Below are 24237 nucleotides of genomic sequence, written 5' to 3'. Positions count from 1 at the left end.
TGTACAGACGCGATTAATCGCGTCTCTCCTAACTCCTAACTCATATTAGGGTCGATATAACCACAACGGTAAACCACTAGTAGACATTTCAAATTCGAGCCAATCAATACCAGCCCCAATTCCTGATGAAAATTGACGACTCCCTGGTAGAAGACGACTCAATAAGGGTTTACGTTCTTCTAGGGTATAGCAGAGAGTTTTTTCCGGATCAAGTCCGACTAGTTCTGCTGTCCAGCGGCGGGCATCTTCTTCTGTGCCCAGGCGGTCTACAACACCCAACTCTAAGGCTTGCTGTCCAGTAAAAATCCGGCCATCGGCGAAACTTTTCACAGCTTCTACTGTTAAAGAACGGCCATCTGCTACCGTTTGGACAAACTGCTGATAACTTGTGTCAATCAACTCTTGCAGGATATTTTCTTCTGGTTGAGTCAATTCCCGGTCAAAAGACAATATGTCTTTGTAAGGGCCAGACTTAATTACCTTGAAGGAAACACCAATTTTTTCTAGCAAGCGTTCCAAGTTATTCCCACGCAAAATCACACCGATACTACCCGTAATCGTACCTGGGTTAGCTACTATGTATTCGGCTCCCATGCCGATGTAGACTCCTCCAGAAGCCGAAATATTGCCAAAGCTAGCAACGATTTTGATTTTTTCGCGCAAACGCTTCAGGGCGCTGTATATTTCTTGGGAATCTCCGACTGTACCGCCAGGACTATCGATACGGAGCAATAATGCCGGAAACTTTTTTTCTTCTACAGTTTTTAGGGCTTCTAGGACGCGTTTGCGAGTAGCACCGGCGATCGCACCAGTAATTTCAATCCGCGCAATTTGTTTTCTAAACTTGGGCTTAAACGGCCAAATCATGAGCTGTCAACATACCTCGTAATAAATTCAATATAAGATGCCCAACGGTCAGACGCCCTGTTTTTCTCTGTTAAGAAACATGAGCAGGGATTGTGCTCATCATAATTTTAAGGAAATTTTTATATTTTTCAGTGAGTTTTATTTTGATATTCTCGATGAATGCTAATCAAGTCCTTAAAGATTGTAGCTAACACAAAATGCTAAACTCTAGTTTAGCGTCCAACGTGATGAATTAGTACAGACTATTTTAGCTTTTTTGCGGAATTCAAAATTTCAAACCCCTTCGTATTATAACTTTTTAACTTTTTGAATATTATTTTACTACGGTCAAACACCCATACTAGTTGTTAGTAATTAATAACTAATAACTAATGATTAATAAATATTTCATCAATAAATTTGGTACTCAATTTAATTCATGAAGTTTCACTCAGCAACACTAATCTCTATTTAGTTTAAGACCAGTAGTACTTTCACTGTCGGGAATATCACTTTTTCTTATCTTCTACAGCCCATGAGCGCTTTAAAAAGCTATTTTCACTATTTATGAATCTATTCGTAATATTTGATACCGATAATAAACGTACATATCAAACAGTGCGCCGACAAAAGTACAGGTCAAGCTAATTACAACTAATCCGCGGAGGGGAGTTCCACTGCCAAAGGTGGCGAGAAAATGGATAATCTCAGTAGCGATCGCCTCAGTTAACTCTTGTAAGCCAGGGAAGTGACCGATGAGTGATAGAAGGAGCAATCCACCACCAACAAAGAACATGGGAGCGACAAAACTAAAAATGATCGTCAGTAGTAGAGAGCGGAGAAAGTTAGTGAAAATAGTCATTTAAGACAAACTCCGTGAGTAGAGATGACAAGAGCTAGATAGCGGTTTGTCAATTTCTACAATACGTGCGATCGCTCCGAAGCAGACAATCTGTCAAGAATCTTAAGTTTTCATTAAAAGAAGCGGCTACCAGTTACAGCACATGCTGGGGATATTAAAAATGACTGAAATCTGAAAAAACCTTGCAAAATCAAGATTCTAGCCAAGGTTAGCACCTATTTATTGCTTTGTAGCACGTTTAATAACAACTTTATTTTCTGAGAGCATCTTTAATCTAAGTTAATGTTTCGCCTTATTAGAAGAGTGGGGAGATAAGCAATGCCCAATGCCCATTCCCTATTCCCCATTCCCCATTCCCTATTCCCCATTCCCCATTCCCCATTCCCCATTCCCCATTCCCTATTCCCCATTCCCCATTCCCCATTCCCCATTCCCCATTCCCCATTCCCCATTCCCCATTCCCCATTCCCCATTCCCCATTCCCCATTCCCCATTCCCCATGACTTCCGCTATTCTTAAGGCAGTTACCGAGTTAGCTACAGAACATTGAACCAGACTACATCCAAATCCAGTTTAGGGGAATGGAGTCAGCGGCTGCTGGCGGCGATTTTTCTGGGTGGGCAAGTACTAGTTCACCTATTGAGGGGCAAAATCCATCGGCGCAACACCTTAGAACAAATGGCAGCAGTTGGGCCAGATTCCCTATTTATTGCCCTGTTGACGGCTATTTTCGTTGGCGCTGTGTTTACCATTCAGGTAGCACGGGAATTTATCAACTTTGGTGCAGGAAACATTATCGGCGGAGTGCTTTCTGTAGCGTTGACACGAGAACTCGCTCCTGTGTTGACAGCAGTGGTTTTGGCGGGACGAGTCGGTTCTGCCTTTGCAGCAGAAATTGGTACCATGCGAGTCTCAGAACAAATCGATGCCATGTTGATGTTAAGAACAGATCCAATCGATTACCTGGTTATCCCTCGCGTTCTTGCTTGCTGTTTAATGCTGCCAATTTTAACCCTCCTGTCTTTGGTAACAGGGATGTTCGGAGGATTAATAATTGCGACAAATATCTACAACCTGTCTGATACGGTATTCTTAGACTCAGCTCGTAGCTTTCTTGGAATCTGGGATATTTTTAGCGCCATGATTAAGGCGTGTTGCTTTGGCATTTTAATCGCCGTAATCGGTTGCAGCTGGGGGTTGACAACAACAGGAGGTGCCAAAGGTGTAGGACAGTCAACTACAACTGCTGTTGTGACTGCCTTGTTAATTATATTTGTTAGCAACTTTTTTCTTTCTTGGTTAATGTTTCAGGGGACTGGCAGTGCATTCTTAGGCTTATAAAATTAATCAGTTATGAGTTAAGAGTTATGAGTTATGAGTTATGAGTTTTAACTCCTCACTCCTCACTCTTAACTTCTAACTCCTGCCTCCTGCCTCCTAAAATAGGATAGATGCCTCCTACTAAATAAAGCAGGATTTAAGACTGTGACCAGTTCATTTGCTCCTAGCTCCACATCAACTGTGGAACTCAAGCCTAGTTACAATATACCGATAGTCTTGGTGATTGCCGCTATTCCACTACTGTTGGTACAACCGTTGGTAGGCTTAGTTTTCACACTTTTTGGTTTGTTTCTCATGTTTCAGGCGTTAACGCTGCGGTTGCAATTTACCGCCACTGACTTAGATATTTACAGAGGCGAAAAATTAATTCGGCGCTTTCCCTACCAAGAATGGCAAAACTGGCGGATCTTCTGGAATGGAGTCCCCATTCTGTTTTACTTTAAAGAAATTAAAAGTATTCACTTTTTGCCGATTTTATTTGATCCCAACACCCTGAAAAGTTGCTTAGAACAACGTTGTCCGCGTATTTAGTGCTGAGTACCATCTGTGCTGAGTCGTTTTGCTCTAAACTCATAACTCAGCACTCATAACTCAGGACTTTTATGGCAGGTCAATTGTAATATTTCTGAAAGCTATTTATTCGCGTCATAGGAATTACACTATTGTTTATGAACCCAGAGGCATCTCAAACCCCAGAACCAATTGATGAGCGGTTGACAGAAAAACAAGAAGAGAACAACGCAGTTGAAAATCCAGAAAATCCATCTGTTGAGTCAGTGGTAGAAATAGCAGCCAGTAACTCATCAGAGGACTATACAACTTCTGAGCCACTCATTTCCAATGCAGAAGTGGTAAATTCTACAGAGCTAACAGAAAATTCAAATGGCGAGTTTGTAGCGCAGTTAGAAGCGGAAAATGTTGCGCTGGGGTCTGAAATAGGATCAGGAAATCAATCATTATATGCCGAAGCAGAGCAGCGAGTGACAGAGTTGCAGAGGGCTGAATCTGCTCTCAAGGAAGAAATAGCCAAGCTGCAAGCTTCTTACGAAAGCCTTAAGGCACAGGTGAGTGAAACTCAAACCTCACTGGGACGACTTGTACAAGAGTCGCTGTTGCAGTTAGAACAACGCAAACAAACCCTGCAAATTTCTGTAGAACAATTAGAACGCCGTCAAGAACGTATCCGCAACGAGATGCGAACCACTTTTGCTGGTACATCCCAAGACTTGGCAATTCGGGTGCAGGGTTTTAAAGACTATCTCACGGGTAGCTTACAGGATTTGGCCTCTGCTGCCGAGCAGTTGCAACTGACGCCAAGTGTGGTAGAACGAGAAAAACCACCTGTAAAAGAGGCGAAACCAGTTGAATCTCAACCTGGAATACCCCAATTTGCCCAACAGCAGTTCCAAGATACTACAAAGCAAATTCGCCGCTTAATTGACCAATACCGCAATAAACCAGATTACTACGGCCCACCGTGGCAACTACGCCGTACCTTTGAACCAATCCACGCTGAACGAGTTTCTAACTGGTTTTTTACCCAAGGGGGACGGGGTGGTTTGCGGACAATGGGTAGCCGTTTGCAGAATATCTTAATTGCCTCATCTGCGATTTCGATATTACATAAACTATATGGCGATCGCGTCCGTACTTTAGTCTTAGCTAATACACCGGAGCGATTAGGTGAATGGCGGCGCGGCTTACAAGACTGTCTAGGAATTGGTCGCCCTGATTTCGGCCCAGACAGGGGTGTGGTATTATTCGAGGCATCTGATGCTCTCGCTCAGAAAGCAGACCGATTGACGAAAGCCAATCAAATTCCCTTAATTATCATTGATGATTCAGAGGAGCAAATCAGTTTGTCTCTGCTGCAATTTCCTTTGTGGTTAGCCTTTGCTCCTGACCCCAAAACAGTGAGAAACTATGATGATGACTTTTAATTTGTCATTTGTCATTGGTTATTGGTCATTTGTCATTGGTCATTTGTCATTCGTCATTAGGCAAAACAGTTTTCCGTTAGCGGTAGCGGAGTGTTGAGCCAGTTCTGAGTAAAAAGTTAGACTCAGCACTCTGCATTCCTAAGAGTCATTGGTCAAGAGGTATTACTCTTGACTTTCTTAAATTTTGAATTTTGAATTTTGAATTTTATTATGGCTATTTGGTTAACTCTATGCGGGACAATTGTAGTCATAGCTTACCTGCTGGGTTCTTTTCCCACTGGCTACATTGCTGTGAAGCAGTTAAAAGGTATTGATATTCGGGAAGTTGGTTCAGGTTCCACTGGCGCAACTAATGTACTAAGAACCTTGGGAAAAGGGCCAGGAGCATTCGTTTTAGTACTTGATTCTTTGAAGGGAGTATTAGCGATCGCTCTAGTTTACTGGTTATTCAATTTTGCTTCTAGCCAAAATTATATCCCCCCAACGGTAGATGTAAATCTGTGGCAACCGTGGATAGTAACTTTTGTTGGGTTAGCTGCCATCCTGGGACATAGTAAATCAATTTTTTTGGGCTTTACTGGTGGTAAATCTGTTGCTATTAGCTTAGGGATTTTATTAGCAATGAGTTGGCAGGTAGGTTTAGCAACAGCAGGTGTGTTTGCCGTCGTTGTAGCAATATCGCGGATTGTCTCTTTGAGTTCAATTGCAGGTGCGATCGCAGTTTCCATTTTCATGGTACTTTTGCATCAACCCTTACCCTATATTCTGTTTGGAATTGCCGGTGGACTATATGTGATTTTGCGCCATCGCACTAATATTGAACGGCTGCTTGCTGGTACTGAGCCAAAAATTGGGCAAAATGTAGCGACAGAACCAGAACAAACTGTATGATTGTCTAACCGCAAATAGATATGTTTTTACCCCTGTGCTTTATCATCAGGGGGTTTAGTTTACGAATTAACTTTGCCTTTAATTAAACGGTGGAAAAGGCGGCAAGGCCACAAAAAAGCTCCACAAATACTTACTGAGGCGATGGCGGCCACAACTCGCCAACTTGAACTAGACCCAGTGTTAGACTCTGAAGGTTGAGCTTGTGTGCTTTTAGCTAGTTCTGGTATTGAATGAGATAGCTGACTGGCTGTACTCACCCCTTCAATCGCTGCTCCAATGAGATAAGCTACTAGGGCAATTACTAGCCAGTGATTCATAATATTCCACTGTTTGAACTTTGAGCGTATGCTTGGCAGTGAACAATCACTTGATTTATCGTACTAATGATTGCCGCCTTGCCCTAAAGATAATCGACCTTCAGCTGTATCGCGAATTAGGGGCAGCTTAGATTTTATATAAGTATTGAGGGTGCCATCTGCCTGAGCATCAAGCCCTTGTTTAGCTTTCAACTGCTGGAGTAGCAATTGTACTAAAGCAGCGTCGTCAAATTGGAGCAGAGTGCTAACCTGGGTAGACTCGATTACAGCCCAAAGCTGTTGCATCATTTTTGCAGTTACCATGAGTCTGTAACCTCTTAAGCTTTTCTTTATATTTACACAGATTTGAGATTTGTGGTTAGTTTTTATCTGAAGATTTATAAAGATAGAAGCTGGAAACGCCTGAGTAAGGCAGTATGGTTAGGTTATGGCATTTTTTAATTGATTGAACTGGACTGGGGATTGGGAAGATTTGACTGGGGATTCAGATTTCAACCAAATCTTAATACTTCTCTACGAGACGCTGTAAAAGAATTTCTTCCCCAATCCCGGAGAGCACATTCTTAAGAGACTTCGGCGCTGCAAGTCGGAGAATTCTGAGCATGGCCTGTTGAAATACAACAATCACTACTCCCTGGGAAAGCCCTAATGCAGACATAGATAGGCATCAGCGCTTTTTGTCGAGGGGAAACTTTAGTGGTTGCATTGAGTAATTTTGCCAGAAGTTTATTGTGAACTTTTTATACAAGAAGTTTCTTGACCAGAAGAATCGGGAAAAACTGCTAAAGTATGATATCCGGGGCTATCTGTTCCATATATCACTCGAAAAGTATACAACTTGTTTTTACCTTGCCCTTCGGTAATAACTGTTAAAAGTGTATTGCTAGTATTCGGAAGTCCCGGAATGTTGAGTTTCTTAATTCGTCTGAGTTGAATTACATTCGCTGCGGAGTTTTTACAATCTCCAGCACTAGTATTAGGTTTTGGGCCAAATTGCATACATACCGGCCCATCAAAATCCATAGTTACCTGTGATGGATCATTTAACCAAACTTTTTTAATTACTTCTCCAGCTGTAATAAAGCTTAAGTTTGTTCCTTGCTGATACGAAACATCGATCGTCGGTATGACTCCCCCTAAGCCTTGTGCTTGGCAGGAAAGTATAGAACGCAGAACGGCGTTATTGGCTACAGCGCGACCTACCAACAAGAACATAGCAACCGAGAAAGTTAAGGAAGCTATCGGTAGGAAATAAGAAGAACGTTCTGGGGTATTTCCTGACAATTTAGTATTCTTTTTCATGGTTGCAAATATCCAAAATTGGTATAAATCTTACCTGCTAAAACTGAGTTGGTTGATTAACGTATATTTCAACATTTGTGCCAGCGGGTAAAAACCAAATATTAGTTTGTTGTGACATTTGGGCGATCGCTTGTTGATTACGTTGGGCAATTTGGGGTACTACAGAGTTCAAACCACCTTCTACAACCCCGGCTGTCAGGTCGCGTCTGTTCTTAGTAACAGTAGTAAGAGTTGTGCTGCTACTGGTGTTGCCGTCAACGGTAGTTTGTGAAGTAAGTGGTTGAAGTTCAGTATCACTACGATTGATTAACTCTGCGGCTTTGCCAATACCTCCCAACACGAATAACCCTATATCCATTGAGGCTATAGACGAACTTTGACCAGGAAATTTATTTGCAATTAAAGGTTTACCTTGGGAAGCGCGAAGAATGATTGCATTGTTGGGTAAGCTTCGTTCTGTAACGTTGCCATCATTTTGCGAGATAACTTTGACTACGTTCATCTGCAAAAGACCTTGTTCGGAGAGGGAACGAATTTCAGCGAGTAATTCGGTGTTTGCAGGTAGAGCGATCGCACCATCTGTAGATTTTAATGGTTCTTTCAATCGGATCACAAAGACATTTTTATCTTCACCTCCCTCACCACCACCGCCTGACCTAGTAGTTTCCCCAAATATTGCTGTCGCCAACACACCTTTGGCACTACTCCCGATTGGTACAGATTTCTGTCCCTGCGGTTGGGCTTGACTGACTACAGGAGTTTCTGGTTGTGGGGTTTGCTCAGGATTGGGGTTTGGTGTCTGTTCCTCCGGCTGAGTATTGTTTACAGGTTCAGGAGCCGCTGCTATATTACTGGGTTGATCGGTGGCATTTACTTGACCGTAGCTACCTAACTTTGCTAGTCTTGTCCACTCTTCAAGTGGGCTTGGTGGAGGGGGTGGAGTTATATTGACTACCGGTTGAGTGGTTGGTCTCACAGCTGTCACAGCTGGTAGTTGGGGTGATACAGAAGGTTGATAAGCAGGTACTCTAACGATGCGTTCAACTGGTGCTGGCTGAGGCACGTAAGCTGTTGGTGGGGGTGTTGGAATCACTGTCTGTCTACCTCTGGAAGAAACTGACGGTTCTTGTAAGGCTACTTTAGGTGTAGTTTTGGCAATTCTCAGCTGTTGTTGAGCAGCTTTTACCATCTGTGCTTGTTCAGTTAGGGCTAATTTCGTTTTGAGAGTATCTACTTCAGCTGCTAGCTGCTGAGATATAGATTCATCAGTGGGCTGCTCACGCACTGGTGGAGAAACAATATTTTTTGGCTTTTGACTACTGCTACCCATCAGTTGGGATAAAAACACACCACCCACCAAAACGATCGCTAAGGTAGCAGCCCCTACCAAGCCTAATTTTGCAAAGGGATTAGATGAGAGTGCTTGCTTAGTTTGAACTTCTTGTGGAAGAGATAGCGACTCTGGCGGCGTTGCAGAGTCTTCTAAACCTTGGGTATCGGTAGAAGAAGATTCTTCTTCAAAGCCGACCAACCTTGACATCCGTGATTCCCAATCTAAAGATTCTACTTCTGGTTGGCGATCGTCGGTGGTGAGAGTAAATCCATTTTGGGGAGGCGTTTCGGCAGGAATTGAGTATCGAGTCATGGTAGACCTTGATTTGGATTTCCAGAACAATTTTTATCTTGGATTTCACAGACATTATAAATTTCTAGTCTGGCTTCACCAAGGCGATAAGCTGCGAAGTACGACGGTAGGGCTGCATTTGGTAGTGAAGTTGCTGGTTCATCTATGGCTCTAACTAAAATTTGTTTATTAAAGGAAACTGATTTTCCCAACTTATCATAACTGCTAAAAGTTAATTGATTGGCAAGCATCTCCACTTTCCATGTCCCATTACCTATTTTTGTCGGTTGGGAAATTTTTTGGATTACTAATACATTCTCTGCTCCTCTATTAATATTTTCAAATTGGCTATCTGGATTTAAATTAGTAAGTTCTGATTTAAGTTTTTGTTTAAAATCATCAGCTACAAGTTGAGAAGTAATTTCCCAGACTTGAGTTGGCGGCTGTTGCTGTGACCAGGTAAGCATTAAGCTCATAGTTTCACCCACAAAACGGCGAATAGCCTCTGGTTGTCGTTCTAAATTTGGTTGGGGGTCTACGGTTATAGTGCGACCATCAACAAGTTGCACTAAACTTCGAGGTGTGAGTTGCTGACTTAACTGTTGTAACATAGACCAGTGAAATATTAGTAACACCAAGGTGAATAGATGTAAACCAAGTGTTACTACTGCCAACAGTGGTAAGGGACTATTTTTCTTATTCTCTGGTTTAAGTAATTGCATTAATACTTGATTATATTAAATTGAACTATCTTCAAATTAAGTAGAAATCGATTATCTGATAAAACTACCAGATGTTTGCCCAGTTCCGCATTGTTTGGATTTATCTTCGTCCAGGTTGTTGTAGTCATCTAGCAAACATAAGTTACGAATTTCATAAATTTCTAATTTATCAGCACGTACACTATATATTGCTTTTTGCAAGTCTGTACCATTGTTGGCTTGGGGATTACCAAAATAATCTGCTGCACGTACAAGTAAATCTTTGTTAAAAGGAGTTATGAGTTTTTCACCACCAATTCGGTTTCTTTGAATTAAGTCGGCTACCATACCCACTCGCCATTTACCTGGTGCAATTTCTTTTGGCGGATAAAGTCTCTTAATTACTAATTGTGATGTCATCGCTTGGCTGGGATTTTCAGAGAAAACTTCTGGTGGTGTCATTTCTGCAACTGTGCTTAAGAAACTTTTGCGAAAGTCTTCTGAAAAGGCAAAACTAGCTACCCAACTGCTAGTACTAATCTTTTGACTACCACCTTGAGGTGTACTGATCAGAATTCCTAAATCTGATTTGGGGTTTGCGACTTCTTCAATAGTTTGTGGTGGTAAGGTTCCAGACCAGCTAAACATTGATATCATCGTTTTGCTGATGAATCGGCGAATTGTTTCTGGTTCTCTTGCTAAATCATCAATATTAGCTACTGGTTGACCGTCGATTAATTGCACAAAGTTGGGAGGTTTTCTTAAACTGAGTTGGCGAATATTTAGCCCTTGTAATATGAATAAAAGTAAAACTAATATATGTAAACTGAAGGTTGCGATCGCAAAAATTGTCAAAACACTTCCCGTTTTTTGTCTTTTTTCTAGTAAACGCACCATTTCATCATCTCCTCCTGCGAAAAACTTCAGCCATTATATATGATGATTTGCATATAGTCAGCAGTCAGGAAACGAGCCAAAATTAACTTTATTCATCTTGAATTTCTTCAGTAGCTAGGCGTAAAAAAAGTTTGTAGTAAGGACTTTAGTCCTAATAATCTTTTTTTTTGAGCGATGAATAACTCACTACGGAAATTATACTTACCTACTTATATAGGACTCATATTTGATTTTTGAACAAAACTCAGTACATCTTTATTCCTTCTTCCCAGTCCCCAGTCCCTAATCCCCAGTCCCTTACCTCCACGAGTGATTCAGAAATCAAATCGGATTGCTATATTCTCTCCTTTACTAAAGAAGCCGTGTTGCTGATAGCACTGAATACAGCAAAACCGCCAGCAGCAGCCACAATTAAAGATAAAATTGGTGCTAAAATTCCCAGAAAAATGATGAACCACATCAAATCTGGATCAACATTAGCATTTTGGCCTGGCCCATTGACGATAACTGCGGCAGTCAGCACAGCAATAATATTGAATGAAATCTTGGCAATTCCAATAGATAAAAAGCCAGTCAGCCATGCAAAAATTGGTTTACCAGCGACAGGGAGTAAAGAACCACCTACAGCCAGTGGGCCTAATGCTGCTATCAGCAACATAGTAGCTTCTATCAAATTCTGGAAGGCATATTGTAAGGAAACTAAAAAGTTTTTGATGCTCGTTTGAACTGTAGAACCTAACAAAGAGTTAAATGAGGTTTCTGATACAATTCCAGTGCCATATCTGATGTTATCTACCTTAGTTTGGAGTCTAACTATCCAGTTTTTATTTCCATAAGTATCTCGATATTTCTGCCAGAGAATGTTGACTTTTTCGGCAGCTTTGACAAAGCATTGACTTTGTTGTTCGCCAGTGAGTGATTGACAAGGACGAAGCAAAGAACCAGCTACTTCTTCAGCAATACTCATATTCAGTGCTTGCTGGTACATTTGCTCTGCATCTGCTGTTACCAATACTTGCTGATTCACAGTGTTTAAAAAATTTCGCACTCCCAGCGTCAGATTAGAAAGTATACTTCCATTGCCTGAATTACTTAAGAGTACCACCACAATAAAAGGCCAAATTAAAGCTGATATGGGACGACTATATTCGTAGGATATTAAGTCTCTGAGGAATTGTATCATAAAAAATAACAGGGTTCCTACTGCGAAAAAAATACCCAAATTTGTCAGCGCTCCATACAAATTATTGCTGGTGTTATTTTGTAATAAATCCAGCCATTGTTTATCCCAACCTTCGGCAACACTTTGGGAAGTTGCAGTACCATTATCAAGAATCTGGTCAATGCCTACTTGGGCAAAAATTAGTTGGATAGCAAGTTGCATTTTGAGTTAATGGGCTGTTTTTTAGATTTCCTGTTGAAGGATTTTAAACAATCTATGGAACAATGAAAGTTTTTTATCCTCAAATTCTACTTGTTAACTTTTCTGCCAAACAAATCTAGTTGAGAAGTTGCTCGTAAAAGTCGTGAGGCTTCTGTAGCTGTTTCTACTCTTCTAGCGCGATTCGCTTCTTCTGTCTGTTGAGAAATGTTTGCCAAATTTAAATTAGAATATTGCAAAGACTGATTAGTTTGTAATGACTGAGCGAATGTTTCAGCGACAATTTTCGATTGTTCCTGTTGGATTTTAATGGTTTCTTGGTTAGTAGTTAGCAATGCTAATACCCCCTGACCTAACAAGTTGTCAGCAAGACTTATTACTTGTTTAACTGTTCTGTCAATCTGAGTACTTTCCAGTTGATTCTTAAAGCGATCAATCTGGTTATCAACATCATTTGACCCAGCAATATCTTGCAGACTTCTCTCTGTATTTTCTAACTTAGTTTTTGTCCGAATTTGTCCATTTTCACCGAGAATACCTACCGCTACTCCGCGGGTAATTACACGATTGAGTTCATTACTAACTAAATTTCCCCGCACTGCTGAATTATTCTCAAAGCGGTTTGATCTAGAGTCTGAATTAGAAGAGTATAAAATCAAATTATCACGAACATTTTTTCCCGCAGCGACAGGGTTAGGTATGTTCAATTCTCCTTTAGAATTACTCAGAGCATTTTGACTCTGGACTTCTACAGGCTTTAAATTTTCGCTCAGATTATATTGAAGATAGTTTTGCAAATCTGTGGAATATGATTGAAAATCAGTCCAAACCTGACCTAATCCACCCGTCTGAATTTGTGCCATTCCTGGTAGTATTGCCAGGGATAGTAAGGTGAAAGTAAAAATGGTAGTTTTTTTCATACATTTGTGCCTGAAAAAGGTAGACGACATGATGTAGTGAGTCAGGAATTTAGCTTTTTAACGATGATTTATACTTTTTAACTCACTGTTAACTACTTACAAAACCCGATTAACTACTACGTAGATTCGCGACTAACTGACGTGCAAATGCAGAAATTGCTTCATATTTATCACTGTGAAGTTGCATCATTTGGCTACGTGCAGTTTGTTCATAGGGGTTATTAGCAACTGCTGCTAATTGTTCATAACCTGGATAGTAACGGCAGAATGTATAACTACCGTTATCATCTAGTAGCCATTGGCTATAAACGCCTTCTTTGCGGGGAAAAAAGCTTTCTGAGGCATTGCGAGAAATAACTTGGCGGGGATATTTCAAGATGTCTGCAAAACTATCCACTGCAACTGGCTGAATGCGTCCAATCAATCGTGTTGTCAGGTTTTGCAAAATTTTAGATGCAGCTTTAGATCGAGCAATGGTGTCAGGATCTTGTCCTGATAAGATCACTCTGATACCAGCTTTAGCGCCATTCGCACAAATTCTGCCTACTAAGTCAGAAATTTGCTCGAATTCAAATAAAATTGGCGCTTCGTCGATAAAGAATATGGAAGCTGGACTACCTAATGCGCGTCGGAGTGCGGCTGAATAGGCACTTAAGGATAGTACGGCTGCATCTTCACTATCTGATAGGTTTCTGAGAGCAAAAACTAAAAGTTGGGCATCGGTAGGAAAGCTGGATGGTGCAGAAATAGCTTGTCCTACGCGGCTAGAAAGCCAAAAGCGTAAGCGCAACTGAATTTGACTGAGGGCGTCTTCTACTCTGCCTGTTAAAGAACTTAGCTGCAAGTGTTCTGGTGAGCAGAAAGAGAGAAAATCTTTTAAGGTAGGGGTTTTTTGCCAAGCAAGAGTACCAAATCCCGCCGCCATCGCCTGTCGATATCGCTCTTTGATGCCCTCATCTCTAAAGAAGGCTTCTAAAGCGAGGTTGAGTAGCGATCGCACGGTTTGCGATAAAATTTGACTTTCAGTCGATGATCCTAAAACCATTGTCATTAAGGCTGATTCTAGGAAGGCAGTATAATCGTTGAAGCGATCGCGCTGTTGTTCTAGTTCTAGCGATCGCAAATCTGGTTGTTCAAATAAGTTATTCGATTGTTTGGAGATATCAAAGTACGCCCCATTCCCCTCCATAAACTCTGTATAGTCAGTGAATGTAGATGTCCCATCAGGTTTAGGGAAATCTAACGCCACAACCGGAATCCCATGCGCCAAAGCCTGAGTTAAAATCCCTGATACCAACACAGATTTACCAGCACGAGTTGTAGCAAACAAAGCTAAATTTTTGTGTTGATTAAATAAATCTAAATGTACGGGTGTGCCGCCTTCTTCAGCAATCAACTCAAAGCCTTGTCTATCACCCCGTTTAGTTAAAACTAGAGGCATTAATCCGGGAACTTCACTGGTTAAATATAGCTGGCGACGGTTAAAGGGGGTTGCTAATAAACCTTCCCAAACTATCGGTAGAGTTTGCAGCCAAATTTTCCAGGCATATTCAGTTTCCCTAATTACCCTAGCTGGACGCTGAAAACAGTTTTCAATATATCTTGTTGCCTCATCTAATTTCTCTACAGTGGGACGATGTACCAAAATGGCGACACTCGTATAAATCGGGACTGCACCTTCATATAACTGTTCTTGCGCTGCTACCGATTTCTTCAACTTTAATTGAGCATTGACATCAATAGTTTTACTTTTTTCTTGAGCCAAAATTGTTGTCATATTTGACTGCTTCAGCACTCGTTGCAGAGTAGTTTTCACTACTGCGGGATTTGCGGCAGTCAACTCACAAAAAATTTCTGTATCTACTACTGTTTCTCTAGCTAACAGTTCCCATAAATAGCGGAGTTGGGCAGATTTATTCGGCCAACCTCCGGGTTTTTCCAGAAACGACAGGGCGCCAATATAGCGATTGTTAACATTAACCCAGCGGCGATCGGCACAAGGTACACTAGATTCCATCAGCAAAGTTGTGCCGTGGATATTTTCTAGAAGCAATTTAGTACTAGCTAAATCTGAATTAACTTGCTCATGCAATCCTTGTTCATCTAAAGTCATTAACTGGGGAATATCTATTGGCTGCGTATCATTAAACCTTTTCCAGATGTCCCCCCAGAGTTCATCAGCAGTCAAAGGTTTGACATCCAATCCCATTTTGTTAGATAAGATTTGTTCCCAGCGGAGAAAACCTTGATTGTAAGCATTTGTGATCAGAGTTTCAATGCGTTGGTTTTCTACTTCTGAGAGATCACCTTTGAATTTTAACCACCATGATTCAGCTTTGACTAACAGCTTTTCTATCCAATCGTCTGCATGTTGCGAGTTGGATTCAATGGTGTAAGTAACATAAATTCGTAAAAATTTGGGTTTACGAATACCAGAAAGAGTCAGTTCTTTGACTCTGGCTCTCTCCGCCATCAACAAATATTTTATATCTCGTGATGGCGAATTTCTGATTAGGGTTGCTAATTCTTTTTGACGCTCTTTGTCTGAACTAAAAGAACCCAAGTGTAGGGTCATCCTTTCACCAGTAGGGATGTCTTTTAACCCAGCTTCAATGTTATTAAAAAGTGTATCTATTTGTTCAGGTCTTAAGGTGGTATGAATTCCCTTACAATCAAAACCAAAAACAAAGCAGAACCGATCTTTTTGAGTGCCTTTTGTCAAAAGGTAAGCGCCAATATCGCGTCCATTCATTGCGACACGCAGCATTGTCGCCAAGTGTAAGGCATCTTCAAATGGTGTTAATCTACTTTCACTTCCGGCGACGCCGACGCTTTGTTTTCCGATTTTTTGCTTCATGGTTAACTTCCAGTAAGCTCTGATAACGAGCAAAGCCTCTTGTCCAAGCGGGAACACCAATAAATTTACTTAAAAAACTCCAACTCCTACCACCAGTTAAAATCCACCAAGTTCCTATTCCCCAACCAGTCATTAGTATTGTCCACAACCATTTTTGAAATTCTTCTTGGAAAAGTCCTCCAAAAATTCCATTGATCATAAAATAAGAGGCTAAGGCAATTACCGTCCAAGGAAGAATTTGATCGGCAGGAATTGGCCCTAATGAAGGTTGGCTTCCTAGAACCTGGTTGACTGGACGAAATTCTTGTTCCCGCTCTTGAGACATTTGAAATATCTGAATTATTTACTGCACTTGTGGGCCAATTACAAAGCGTGTGAGTACATCAGCAATGGTAACAGCAACAACCACTAATAAGGGAGTTCTGGCAATACTTTGCCAATCTTCATCTTTACGCACTGCGTTAATCACACCAACCAGTGAAATTGCAATATAGAGTAAGTAAATCGCCCGCAACACATTAAATATCAAACTGATTGCTGTCTCGCTACCACCACCATTTGTTGCTGCACCACCTAAGTTTCTTTTGAAAAACTTTTCAGCTTCCCCAAAAAACTGTGCTTGTGCAGGGGTTGCGAAACAGTCTAACCAAAATAAACTCAAGATGATGGCTGCTGCTAAAATCTGTAATGATATCAGCGATCGCCTCGGTAAATTCACCTGCTGCCCAATTTGCTGGGTAATGACTGCAATTAAACTACCAACTAGTAAACAAAAGAGCAGGATAGGACTTTTTAGGCTGATAACGCTCACAAGTACAGCACAAGCAATCAAAAAAGGTACAGATTCAACCAGAATAATCAGGCCGGATTCCAGTCCCCGTGTTAACTTATGAGATCCTTTGACCGCATTACCAGTTAAAGCTTTGAAAAAGTTTCTCTCATGAGAACTTTGTCTAGACATTTGCTAATTTTCCTATGGTGTACTATGAGTGTTAGGTGTCTAAAATTTTACAGCTAATCACAATCTAACATGGTTGAACATTCATTTTTAAGGAAATTATGAAGTTCGCAGTAAAGTTCTACATTATATACAAACTATTACTAAGTTTAGTTAATAATATGTTAATTTTTATTTAAAAAATAAGGATATCTGTTTTGAACTTCTACAATTTTTCTACACGCAGGATTTTGCCTCAATTAGAGGTTGGGAATGGGGTTGAAATGCGAAATAATTTTTGGGCGCATACTAAAATATCAGTTTTGTATTTCACCTTTAGAGACTGTGTAGGCAATATATGGCAAGGTTTACAGTAATATTTTTTACAATAATCTTACTTAAGCAGTTAAATTGAATACTTGCCAAATTTTATCAGATGATCAGTGGGAAATTAGGCGATCGCACCCAGTATTTCCTTCTCTATGTAATTGTGTTTGGTAAAAATTAAAACTACTTAATAAGCATATTTAGTTATTTCAAAGTAGGAATTGAATACAAATTTACTATTGTTGGTGACCTAATATCTATGGGTCAGAATAGTTGAAAAAAGTTCAACCGTCAACTATGTTATGATTAGATAGTTGAGAAATATTTTCGGTCATGTAACTGACTATAATAAACACCTCTCCGAATCTAAATCTCTACACCCTTTGATTTTGAAGGTATTTGGTGTCAGTTAATATTGTTAACCTATGCAATTAGGTTGAAGATGACGACCGAGAACGGGTCTTCTCAAAGTATGGATAAGGGTGATGTATTCCAATACAGTTTGGCTAACTAAAATTTCAGTTTTTGGAATGCTGAAGACTCTTATCTCTAAAGGTTTTAGCTCTATTAACTTTGAGACTACGACCCATCTGTGACACTGATACGTCTAACTGTAAAAAAATGTGCTAAGAAGAACTGACAGTAAAGTGTGTCACAAACCTAGAAAACATACGGATACTACTTGAACTTATGCCAACGGATATAATTACCCGTCCTGAGTCGCTCACGGAAGATTGCTTCTTTACTTATGCCCTTGGGACTGATTTGCACGATACTAATTCGACAGCCAAATATTTACGCCGAATCAGGAAAGAAGATAAACCCTATATCGACATAGCTGTTTCTCCTAGGCCAGGCTATCGGTTTGAGGTATGCCTTATCCCTGTTGAAGGGTTTGCTCAAGAAACAATATTGACAAAAGATGGGTTCGCCAAAGCTTTAGCGATTATTTGTGCTGTATCTAACAAAGCTAGGAAGCGATTCCCTTCAGGAAATGGACAAGAAATTGTCCGGTGTCAATTTAGCAACTTAGCTGATGCAGTCGCAGTAGCGAACAGATTGTCTGCATTACCCTCTGATATGTATGAAACTCTCGTCAAGCTACCAAATGCTTTGTAAGATCGCGTCCGCTTGAACATTTATGATTAGGACTGATGCGGAGACATTTTAATGGTAGGTAACTAGACAGACTTGAAGACTTGAGATTAAAAACTCAATGGTTCATACAAGACTTTTAACCTGAATGTACGATTTTGATGTTTTTGCACGGTAAACTGTAATTCAAAGTGAGTTTTTTTTATGCCTACAAGTCCTTTGCGTGAAGAACCTCGTAACCAACGAGCGCCTGTAATTCGTACAAGTAATGAGTTTATTCTTTTGGAATGGTTAAAGTCAACTGGTCGTCTCATCGAGCGTGAACATCAAGAATCTGAGTATCTAACTGAAGTAGAAGAAATTTCAGAAATGATAGACCTTGACGATATTCCTTATGATCATGATGATGATGACACTGAAATGGATTTAGAAGCCTAGCAGATTAGCCCAATTTTAGAGCTAGGGCGGTTATAAACCGCGGCTACACAAACAAAGTCCGCCTCCGCGGACTAAGAAAAAGTTTATAGCCGCCGATTTCACTTAAGTAATAGATAAAATAATTGTCCATTGCTGACTGTCACACCCGCGCGATCGCCTGCTATTTTCCCAGTACCTAAAAAATAATCTACTCTACCTGCACCTTTAATTGCACCTCCAGCGTCTTGGTCAAGAACATAGCGGCTAATAATCTGCTCCTCCATTTTTCCGGTAGGATTAACAAAAGGAATAGAAGCGCGAATCAACGCTAAAGCGCCAGGGGGCATGAGAGATTTATCTGTAGCAATAGAACGCTCTGCTGTTAATGGTACGTTGATAGAACCTTGGGCTGGCTCACCGTGATTTTCTTGAAAAAAAACAAAGCTGCGATCGCGCGGAATATAAATATTTAATTCTTGGGGATGCTTTTGGAAATAGTCGAGAATAGTTGGCATAGTTACACCTTCTAGTGGTAATTTGCCATCATTGATTAATTCTCGGCCAATACTTTTGTAGTTATAAGCGATATTACCCGCATAGCCAATTGTGGTTTGAGTACCATCGGGAAGCTGAAGTCTAGCCGAACCTTGAATTTGAGCTAAATATGGTTCAAGGCGATCGCGAAACCAAAACAACTCTAATCCTCGCAATTTCCCTTTTGCACCTTGTAAACCATCTGCTCCTTCTAAATCTTCGCGTGTCGGATGAGGCCTAGGCCAGGAGTTTAAATCAGCAGGTAAGCGATAAACAGGATAGCGATATTCTGCTGTGGGGACGCGACTGGCTGCGTAAAGTGGCTCATAATAAGCGGTGAATAAAACGGAACCTTTGGTGTTGCTACCGACTGACTGGTAAAGAACAAATTCCCGCTCAATGGCTTGATGTAATTCTGTTGCAGAATTAGTTTTTAATAGGATTTCGCGGAATCTTTGCAAGCTTTTTAAGACGCGATCGCGTGTAATTCCAGCCACCTGATAGTTTTGATAAGCAGCCGCCGCATTAGCTGTTTGTAGATATTGGAGACTGCGTGCGATCGCACTCAATAGTGCCTTTTTCTCTGGTATTTCTCCATAGAGTACTTCATCAAAACAAGAGCTATCACCTTGACAACAAGTAACTGGTAGTCTCTGAATCAATGGTGTATTTTGTTTTTGTGGTAATGCATTTTGATTGTCAGCACTCAAGGAAACTGGTATATCCCACTTTTTCACCCTACATTTTGGCGGACTGAGTTCCGAATATGCCAAAGACTGCATCCGCACCAGCAAAATCGACAAAAACACAGGTAAGCTGATGGCAATAATTTTGTTAAATTTTCCTAACCCAGCAAGTGTCTTTTTCATCAAAATTCAAAATCTTTGATATTATCCAACTTTCCTCTAATTCAAAAATCAAAAATTATTTTTACAAAATTTTTCCCAGTACCCAATCCCCAGTCCCAAATCCCCACTATCTATTCATTCATATTACGGTAAGTAGCAACAGCAGAAGGCGATATCCGGTTCAAATAGCGGAAGATCCAATATTTGAAAATGGTATCTAAAATCACTGGAAATGTAGCAATGAATAAGAAGATAAAATCTCTATTTGCTGGTAATCCCCAATGGCGTGATACACCTTCTAGAAGCACTTCCCAGCCATGAGGAGAGTGGAATCCTACAAATATATCAGTAAACAAAATGATGATAAATGCCTTAGCACTATCACTAAGTCCATAGACAATATGATCAAAGAAATCTTTGATCACAGCAATAGAAGACTTGCTAACAAGCAAAAGCCAGATAAAAGCAACCACAGAGAAAACATCTGCAAAAACATTTTTGATAGCATTAGAGCTTTCGCGACGAAATTCTTCAGAAATCTCTATAGCCTTATTTTTCATTTCAGTTTCTATCTGTTCAGGCAACAGTGGAGGGGCTTTGATAATCAGATTTTCAAACTTGAGCCTTTCTTCAAATCTTTGTAATTCGACAAGAGCTTCCTCTTCCATTTCGGAATTAAGGAATATCTGCATTTGCTCACTGCTTCTAAATCGGTCAATAATTGGGCCTACTACGAAAGCTTTTGCTATCTGATGTGTCAAAAGTGGTATGATAATTAATAGTAAAATAAACCTGATAGATATTATTGTTCTTCTTTGAGTCTGACGAAAAGTCTGAATTACATCTTGTTCAGAGTTAGGGTCTAATTCAACTTGCAGACGACTGATAGTACTTAAAATAGAGCGGGGTAAAACGCCCATTGTATCAGCTTTCAGCTTTGATTTAGGTTTTTTATCAGAGTCTCTATTTGGTATTTTTGGTGGTAACGTTGGAGTATTGACGAGCAGCGATTTGTCGTCAGATATTACAGAGTTAACTGGTGGATTTGGAGGACGAACTACTAAAGCTTTAGAAGTTGTTTGATCGGAAATATTTGTGTATTTGGATGTAACTTGATCGATGAAGTTGAGCTTTTCCAAAACCAAAGAAGGGCTTAGATGCTGTATATCTGCTTTCTGAGTAGCTTTTTGATTCTCTTCATTTAGAAACCAACGGCTTGCTCTAAACTCCGTCAACCGCATCCTGACAATTTTTAATAGCTTTTTAAGGTCTGACTCAAAATAATCCATCACGCTATTACTGTACATGGCTGAGTCAATGTCTATTTTATTACCATTGAAATGCTTATCTTCTATTTCCTTAATCTTTAATGCTGCATCGTAAGCTTCATGTAAAGAACGTTCAGGAGTCTGTAAGTACCATCGATAAGCAGCAAGTAAGAAAGAATAGATTTTTTGGCTAAAAACAGAGTTTTTCATTGCAGACAATCATCCAGCATTATTTGGTGATTCTTAACCTTAAGTTAACGCACGAGGTATACTAGCAAATCTAAAAGGAGAAAGTTTGTGGTTTCTCATTCGGTTTGGATTGTTGGCACTAGCCGCAGTGGTAAGACGGCTCGTTTGGTAGAGCAATTTTGTAATTGGTTAGAACCTGAGAATAAATACGCTGAATCATTTTATACTAAAAAAACAGGTCGTAAAAAAAGTGGTTATGTACCCGAATTTTTATATCTTAAACAAACAGAGCCGGGAGTTTTAGTCTTAGCTGCCAATGATGACAATCGTCGAGAGTTAGGAGACATAATTGTTACATCTACCTTGGGAAAATATCCGGTTCGTGCCAAGACGCCACTAGGTTTTTTTCAGGATGAAGTTATTTTATTTTGGCCGTTGCTAATTAACTCATTGAACCTGAAGGCACAGTTTCCGGTACGATTGCGGCCAGAAACGGAACAAGAATTAGCAACCAAACTCTGGCGTCCCCAATTAGACGAAGAAATTTTACGGATTGCGGGAGTGAATGAGTCTCGCCTGGTGCGTCGCATCCTAGATTTATTGCAATTAGCAGCTTATAGTGGTACTCCTTGCGAAGATATTGCCCAGATTTTGGCAAAAGGTCTGGGGGAAAATACTACAACTTTAGAGCCGGAATTTTTGGCATCTTTGCTGCTAGATTGGCGTAACTGGTGTTTAGAAAGGGGGTTACTAACTTATGGCATTATTACCGAACTCTATAGTCAATATTTATTAAGCGATCGCAATTACCAACAGCACCTAACTAAACGCTATCAGGCGGTACTGGCGGATGATGTCGATGACTATCCTAGCGTAGCGCGTCTTTTGTTTGAATTGCTGTTAGAGCAAGGCGCAATCGGGGCCTTTAGTTATAATCCCGATGGTGCAGTGCGATTGGGATTGGGAGCAGATCCTAATTATCTAGAAGGTTTAGCAGAGCGTTGTCGGGTAGAAATCTTGACCGGGCCGCCTCCAGAGTCTCTTGGTGAGCAACTCACTAAACAGATGGTGGAATTAGTCACAGAACCGATGATACTGTTGAGTTTACCTGAGATTGTGCATTCAATTCAAACCACCTCCCGCGCTCAATTATTACGGCAAACAGCCGAGGTAATTGCTAATGCCATCCAATCAAAGCAAGTGCAACCAGAACAAGTGGCAATTATTGCACCTGGTTTAGATGCGATCGCTCGTTATACTCTAGTAGAAATCCTCATCAAGCAAAATATCCCAGTAGAATCGCTCAATGACCAACGTCCCTTAATTAGTTCACCCGTCATTCGCGCTTTACTCACCATGTTGGCACTAGTTTATCCCGGCTTGGGACGACTCGTAGATCGGGATGCCGTCGCAGAAATGCTGGTTGTCTTGAGTAGGAAACAACAACTACCAGAAAACTCTACAGACGCGATGAATCGGGTATCTACAACAGACGCGATGAATCGCGTCTCTACAAATATTGACCCGGTACGTGCTGGTTTAATTGCAGATTACTGCTTTGTACCCCATCCCGATCGCCCCAACTTGTTACCAGTGTCAGCCTTCGAGCGTTGGGATCGAATCGGCTATGCAGCAACCACAGCCTATAATGACATATTACAGTGGTTAGAACAGCAGCGATCGCAACAAGAATTGCGATTAATTCCCAGTCCTATTTCTCTGTTAGATAGAGCAATTCAGCGTTTTTTGTGGAATGGTAGCAATCTTCCTTACGAACAACTAGCAGCACTGCGAGAATTATTAGAAACCGCCCAACACTACTGGGAAATTGACACCAGACTACGACAAATTGCCCCAGTTGAGACAACGCCTCACACAACTATTATCGAATTCATTCAACTACTGCGACGCGGTACGATTACCGCCAACCCTTACCCTGTGCGTCCCATCGGTGGAGCGAGAAAGGCTGTCACCTTAGCAACTATATTTCAATATCGATCTAGTAGGCGATCGCACCAGTGGCATTTTTGGCTAGATGCTGGTTCACCCCTATGGGCGAAAGGTGGTGCAGCAACTTTGTTCGGTGCGCCGTTTTTCCTGCGAGACAGGTTAGGCGAACCCTGGACAGCAGAAGATGAGAAATTGGCAGAAGAACAACGACTGCAAAGAATTTTGACAGATTTACTCTCTCGTGTATCGGAGAGAGTTTATTTGTGTCACAGCGATTTAGCAGTGAATGGACAAGAGCAATTAGGGCCGCTGTTACCCTTAGTGAATGCTTGTGTAACCGTTATTTCTGAGGCTAATGTTAATTGAGTTTATTCATACACCCTACTGTAATTGATAGCAAGGGACTTCCAAATAAAAAAATATACAACTATTTATTGTGGGGTGGGCGTCTCGCCACTGGTGTCAACTTAACGCGAAACCATAAAAAAATATACAACTATTTATTGTGGGGTGGGCGTCTCGCCACTGGTGTCAACTTAACGCGAAACCGCACGTCCGCCAGCACGTCCGCCAGGGATTGTAAATCCCTGTCTCATAGCTAAAGTCCTCTTCAGAGGACTTTAGAGCGCAAAAATTTTCAGTCTACTTCAGTAGACTTGAGCAATTAGTCAGGGATTTACAATCCCTGGCGGGTGAACAACACCCAATCCAATACTGCTCGGATAAGCATTTTAAACTCGGAATTGGGTTTGGGGAAAAGGTTAAAGGGTAAAGGGTAAAGGTTTTTTCTTTC

At 40.8% G+C, this 24237-nt stretch carries 22 protein-coding genes; 7 read left to right on the top strand and 15 right to left on the bottom strand.

Annotated features, from left to right (window positions below; all coding sequences use genetic code 11):
- Nucleotides 1–45 precede the first annotated feature (45 nt).
- Together sppA and ACWATR_RS05240 are read right to left on the bottom strand one after the other, a co-directional pair.
- Nucleotides 46–867 (bottom strand): signal peptide peptidase SppA, encoded by an 822-nt coding sequence (gene sppA / locus ACWATR_RS05245; RefSeq protein WP_460330125.1) that lies wholly within the window; start codon nt 865–867, stop codon nt 46–48.
- 544 nt (nt 868–1411) lie between these two features.
- Nucleotides 1412–1708 (bottom strand): hypothetical protein, encoded by a 297-nt coding sequence (locus ACWATR_RS05240; RefSeq protein ID WP_460330123.1) that lies wholly within the window; start codon nt 1706–1708, stop codon nt 1412–1414.
- Nucleotides 1709–2254: 546 nt separating this feature from the next.
- On the opposite strand from ACWATR_RS05240, the gene ACWATR_RS05235 reads away from it, so the two are divergent.
- The 4 genes from ACWATR_RS05235 to plsY all read left to right on the top strand — a co-directional run bounded on the left by ACWATR_RS05235 (nt 2255) and on the right by plsY (nt 5880).
- Nucleotides 2255–3049: an MlaE family lipid ABC transporter permease subunit gene (locus ACWATR_RS05235; protein WP_181930422.1), complete on the top strand. Its 795-nt coding sequence runs from the start codon at nt 2255–2257 to the stop codon at nt 3047–3049.
- Nucleotides 3050–3193: 144 nt separating this feature from the next.
- Nucleotides 3194–3580: a DUF3119 family protein gene (locus ACWATR_RS05230; protein ID WP_460330121.1), complete on the top strand. Its 387-nt coding sequence runs from the start codon at nt 3194–3196 to the stop codon at nt 3578–3580.
- Nucleotides 3581–3717: 137 nt separating this feature from the next.
- Nucleotides 3718–4989, top strand: coding sequence for a DUF3086 domain-containing protein (locus ACWATR_RS05225; protein ID WP_460330119.1), 1272 nt, complete (start codon nt 3718–3720; stop codon nt 4987–4989).
- Nucleotides 4990–5199: 210 nt separating this feature from the next.
- Entirely contained in the window at nt 5200–5880 is a 681-nt protein-coding gene (gene plsY, locus ACWATR_RS05220) for a glycerol-3-phosphate 1-O-acyltransferase PlsY (protein ID WP_460330117.1), read from the top strand.
- 59 nt (nt 5881–5939) lie between these two features.
- Here the strand turns inward: plsY and ACWATR_RS05215 are convergent, their stop codons facing one another.
- From ACWATR_RS05215 to ACWATR_RS05165, 11 genes are all read right to left on the bottom strand, one after another.
- Nucleotides 5940–6197 (bottom strand): hypothetical protein, encoded by a 258-nt coding sequence (locus ACWATR_RS05215; protein ID WP_460330115.1) that lies wholly within the window; start codon nt 6195–6197, stop codon nt 5940–5942.
- Between the two features lie 63 nt (nt 6198–6260).
- Nucleotides 6261–6500, bottom strand: coding sequence for a hypothetical protein (locus ACWATR_RS05210; RefSeq protein ID WP_435024377.1), 240 nt, complete (start codon nt 6498–6500; stop codon nt 6261–6263).
- A 423-nt stretch (nt 6501–6923) separates the two neighbouring features.
- Nucleotides 6924–7499, bottom strand: a complete 576-nt coding sequence (locus ACWATR_RS05205; protein WP_460330113.1) for a hypothetical protein — start codon at nt 7497–7499, stop codon at nt 6924–6926.
- Nucleotides 7500–7536: 37 nt separating this feature from the next.
- On the bottom strand, nt 7537–9144 hold the full coding sequence (locus tag ACWATR_RS05200) for a TrbI/VirB10 family protein (protein ID WP_460330111.1): 1608 nt from the start codon (nt 9142–9144) through the stop codon (nt 7537–7539).
- Nucleotides 9141–9845, bottom strand: a complete 705-nt coding sequence (locus ACWATR_RS05195; RefSeq protein WP_460330109.1) for a hypothetical protein — start codon at nt 9843–9845, stop codon at nt 9141–9143. Before ACWATR_RS05195 ends, ACWATR_RS05200 begins: the two co-directional genes overlap by 4 nt.
- Nucleotides 9846–9896: 51 nt before the next feature.
- On the bottom strand, nt 9897–10721 hold the full coding sequence (locus ACWATR_RS05190) for a hypothetical protein (RefSeq protein ID WP_460330107.1): 825 nt from the start codon (nt 10719–10721) through the stop codon (nt 9897–9899).
- A 334-nt stretch (nt 10722–11055) separates the two neighbouring features.
- Entirely contained in the window at nt 11056–12105 is a 1050-nt protein-coding gene (locus ACWATR_RS05185) for a hypothetical protein (protein ID WP_069074128.1), read from the bottom strand.
- 86 nt (nt 12106–12191) lie between these two features.
- Nucleotides 12192–13022 (bottom strand): hypothetical protein, encoded by an 831-nt coding sequence (locus ACWATR_RS05180; protein WP_460330105.1) that lies wholly within the window; start codon nt 13020–13022, stop codon nt 12192–12194.
- Between the two features lie 109 nt (nt 13023–13131).
- Nucleotides 13132–15879, bottom strand: coding sequence for a hypothetical protein (locus ACWATR_RS05175; protein ID WP_460330103.1), 2748 nt, complete (start codon nt 15877–15879; stop codon nt 13132–13134).
- The gene (locus tag ACWATR_RS05170; RefSeq protein WP_069074131.1) at nt 15833–16204 is read right to left on the bottom strand and encodes a hypothetical protein; all 372 of its coding nucleotides are present in this window, start codon (nt 16202–16204) and stop codon (nt 15833–15835) included. Before ACWATR_RS05170 ends, ACWATR_RS05175 begins: the two co-directional genes overlap by 47 nt.
- A gap of 18 nt (nt 16205–16222) precedes the next feature.
- Nucleotides 16223–16840, bottom strand: coding sequence for a hypothetical protein (locus ACWATR_RS05165; protein WP_460330101.1), 618 nt, complete (start codon nt 16838–16840; stop codon nt 16223–16225).
- Nucleotides 16841–17833: 993 nt separating this feature from the next.
- Between ACWATR_RS05165 and ACWATR_RS05160 the strand changes: the two genes are divergently transcribed.
- Entirely contained in the window at nt 17834–18262 is a 429-nt protein-coding gene (locus tag ACWATR_RS05160) for a hypothetical protein (RefSeq protein ID WP_069074136.1), read from the top strand.
- A 180-nt stretch (nt 18263–18442) separates the two neighbouring features.
- On the top strand, nt 18443–18676 hold the full coding sequence (locus ACWATR_RS05155; RefSeq protein ID WP_069074137.1) for a DUF3134 domain-containing protein: 234 nt from the start codon (nt 18443–18445) through the stop codon (nt 18674–18676).
- A gap of 98 nt (nt 18677–18774) precedes the next feature.
- Here ACWATR_RS05155 and mltA read toward each other — a convergent pair whose 3' ends face one another.
- Together mltA and ACWATR_RS05145 are read right to left on the bottom strand one after the other, a co-directional pair.
- A complete protein-coding gene (gene mltA, locus ACWATR_RS05150; RefSeq protein WP_460330099.1) occupies nt 18775–20058 on the bottom strand; it encodes a murein transglycosylase A in 1284 nt (427 codons plus the stop codon).
- A 110-nt stretch (nt 20059–20168) separates the two neighbouring features.
- On the bottom strand, nt 20169–21515 hold the full coding sequence (locus ACWATR_RS05145; RefSeq protein ID WP_460330097.1) for a proton extrusion protein PcxA: 1347 nt from the start codon (nt 21513–21515) through the stop codon (nt 20169–20171).
- 87 nt (nt 21516–21602) lie between these two features.
- Here ACWATR_RS05145 and ACWATR_RS05140 point away from each other — a divergent pair, with 87 nt between their 5' ends.
- A complete protein-coding gene (locus tag ACWATR_RS05140; protein WP_460330095.1) occupies nt 21603–23810 on the top strand; it encodes a PD-(D/E)XK nuclease family protein in 2208 nt (735 codons plus the stop codon).
- The last annotated feature ends 427 nt before the right edge of the window (nt 23811–24237 follow it).

This window comes from Nostoc sp. UIC 10890 (genome assembly GCF_054786515.1).
The sequence above is the reverse complement of the archived record's forward strand: the minus strand, read 5'-3'. Positions and strand labels throughout refer to the sequence as shown.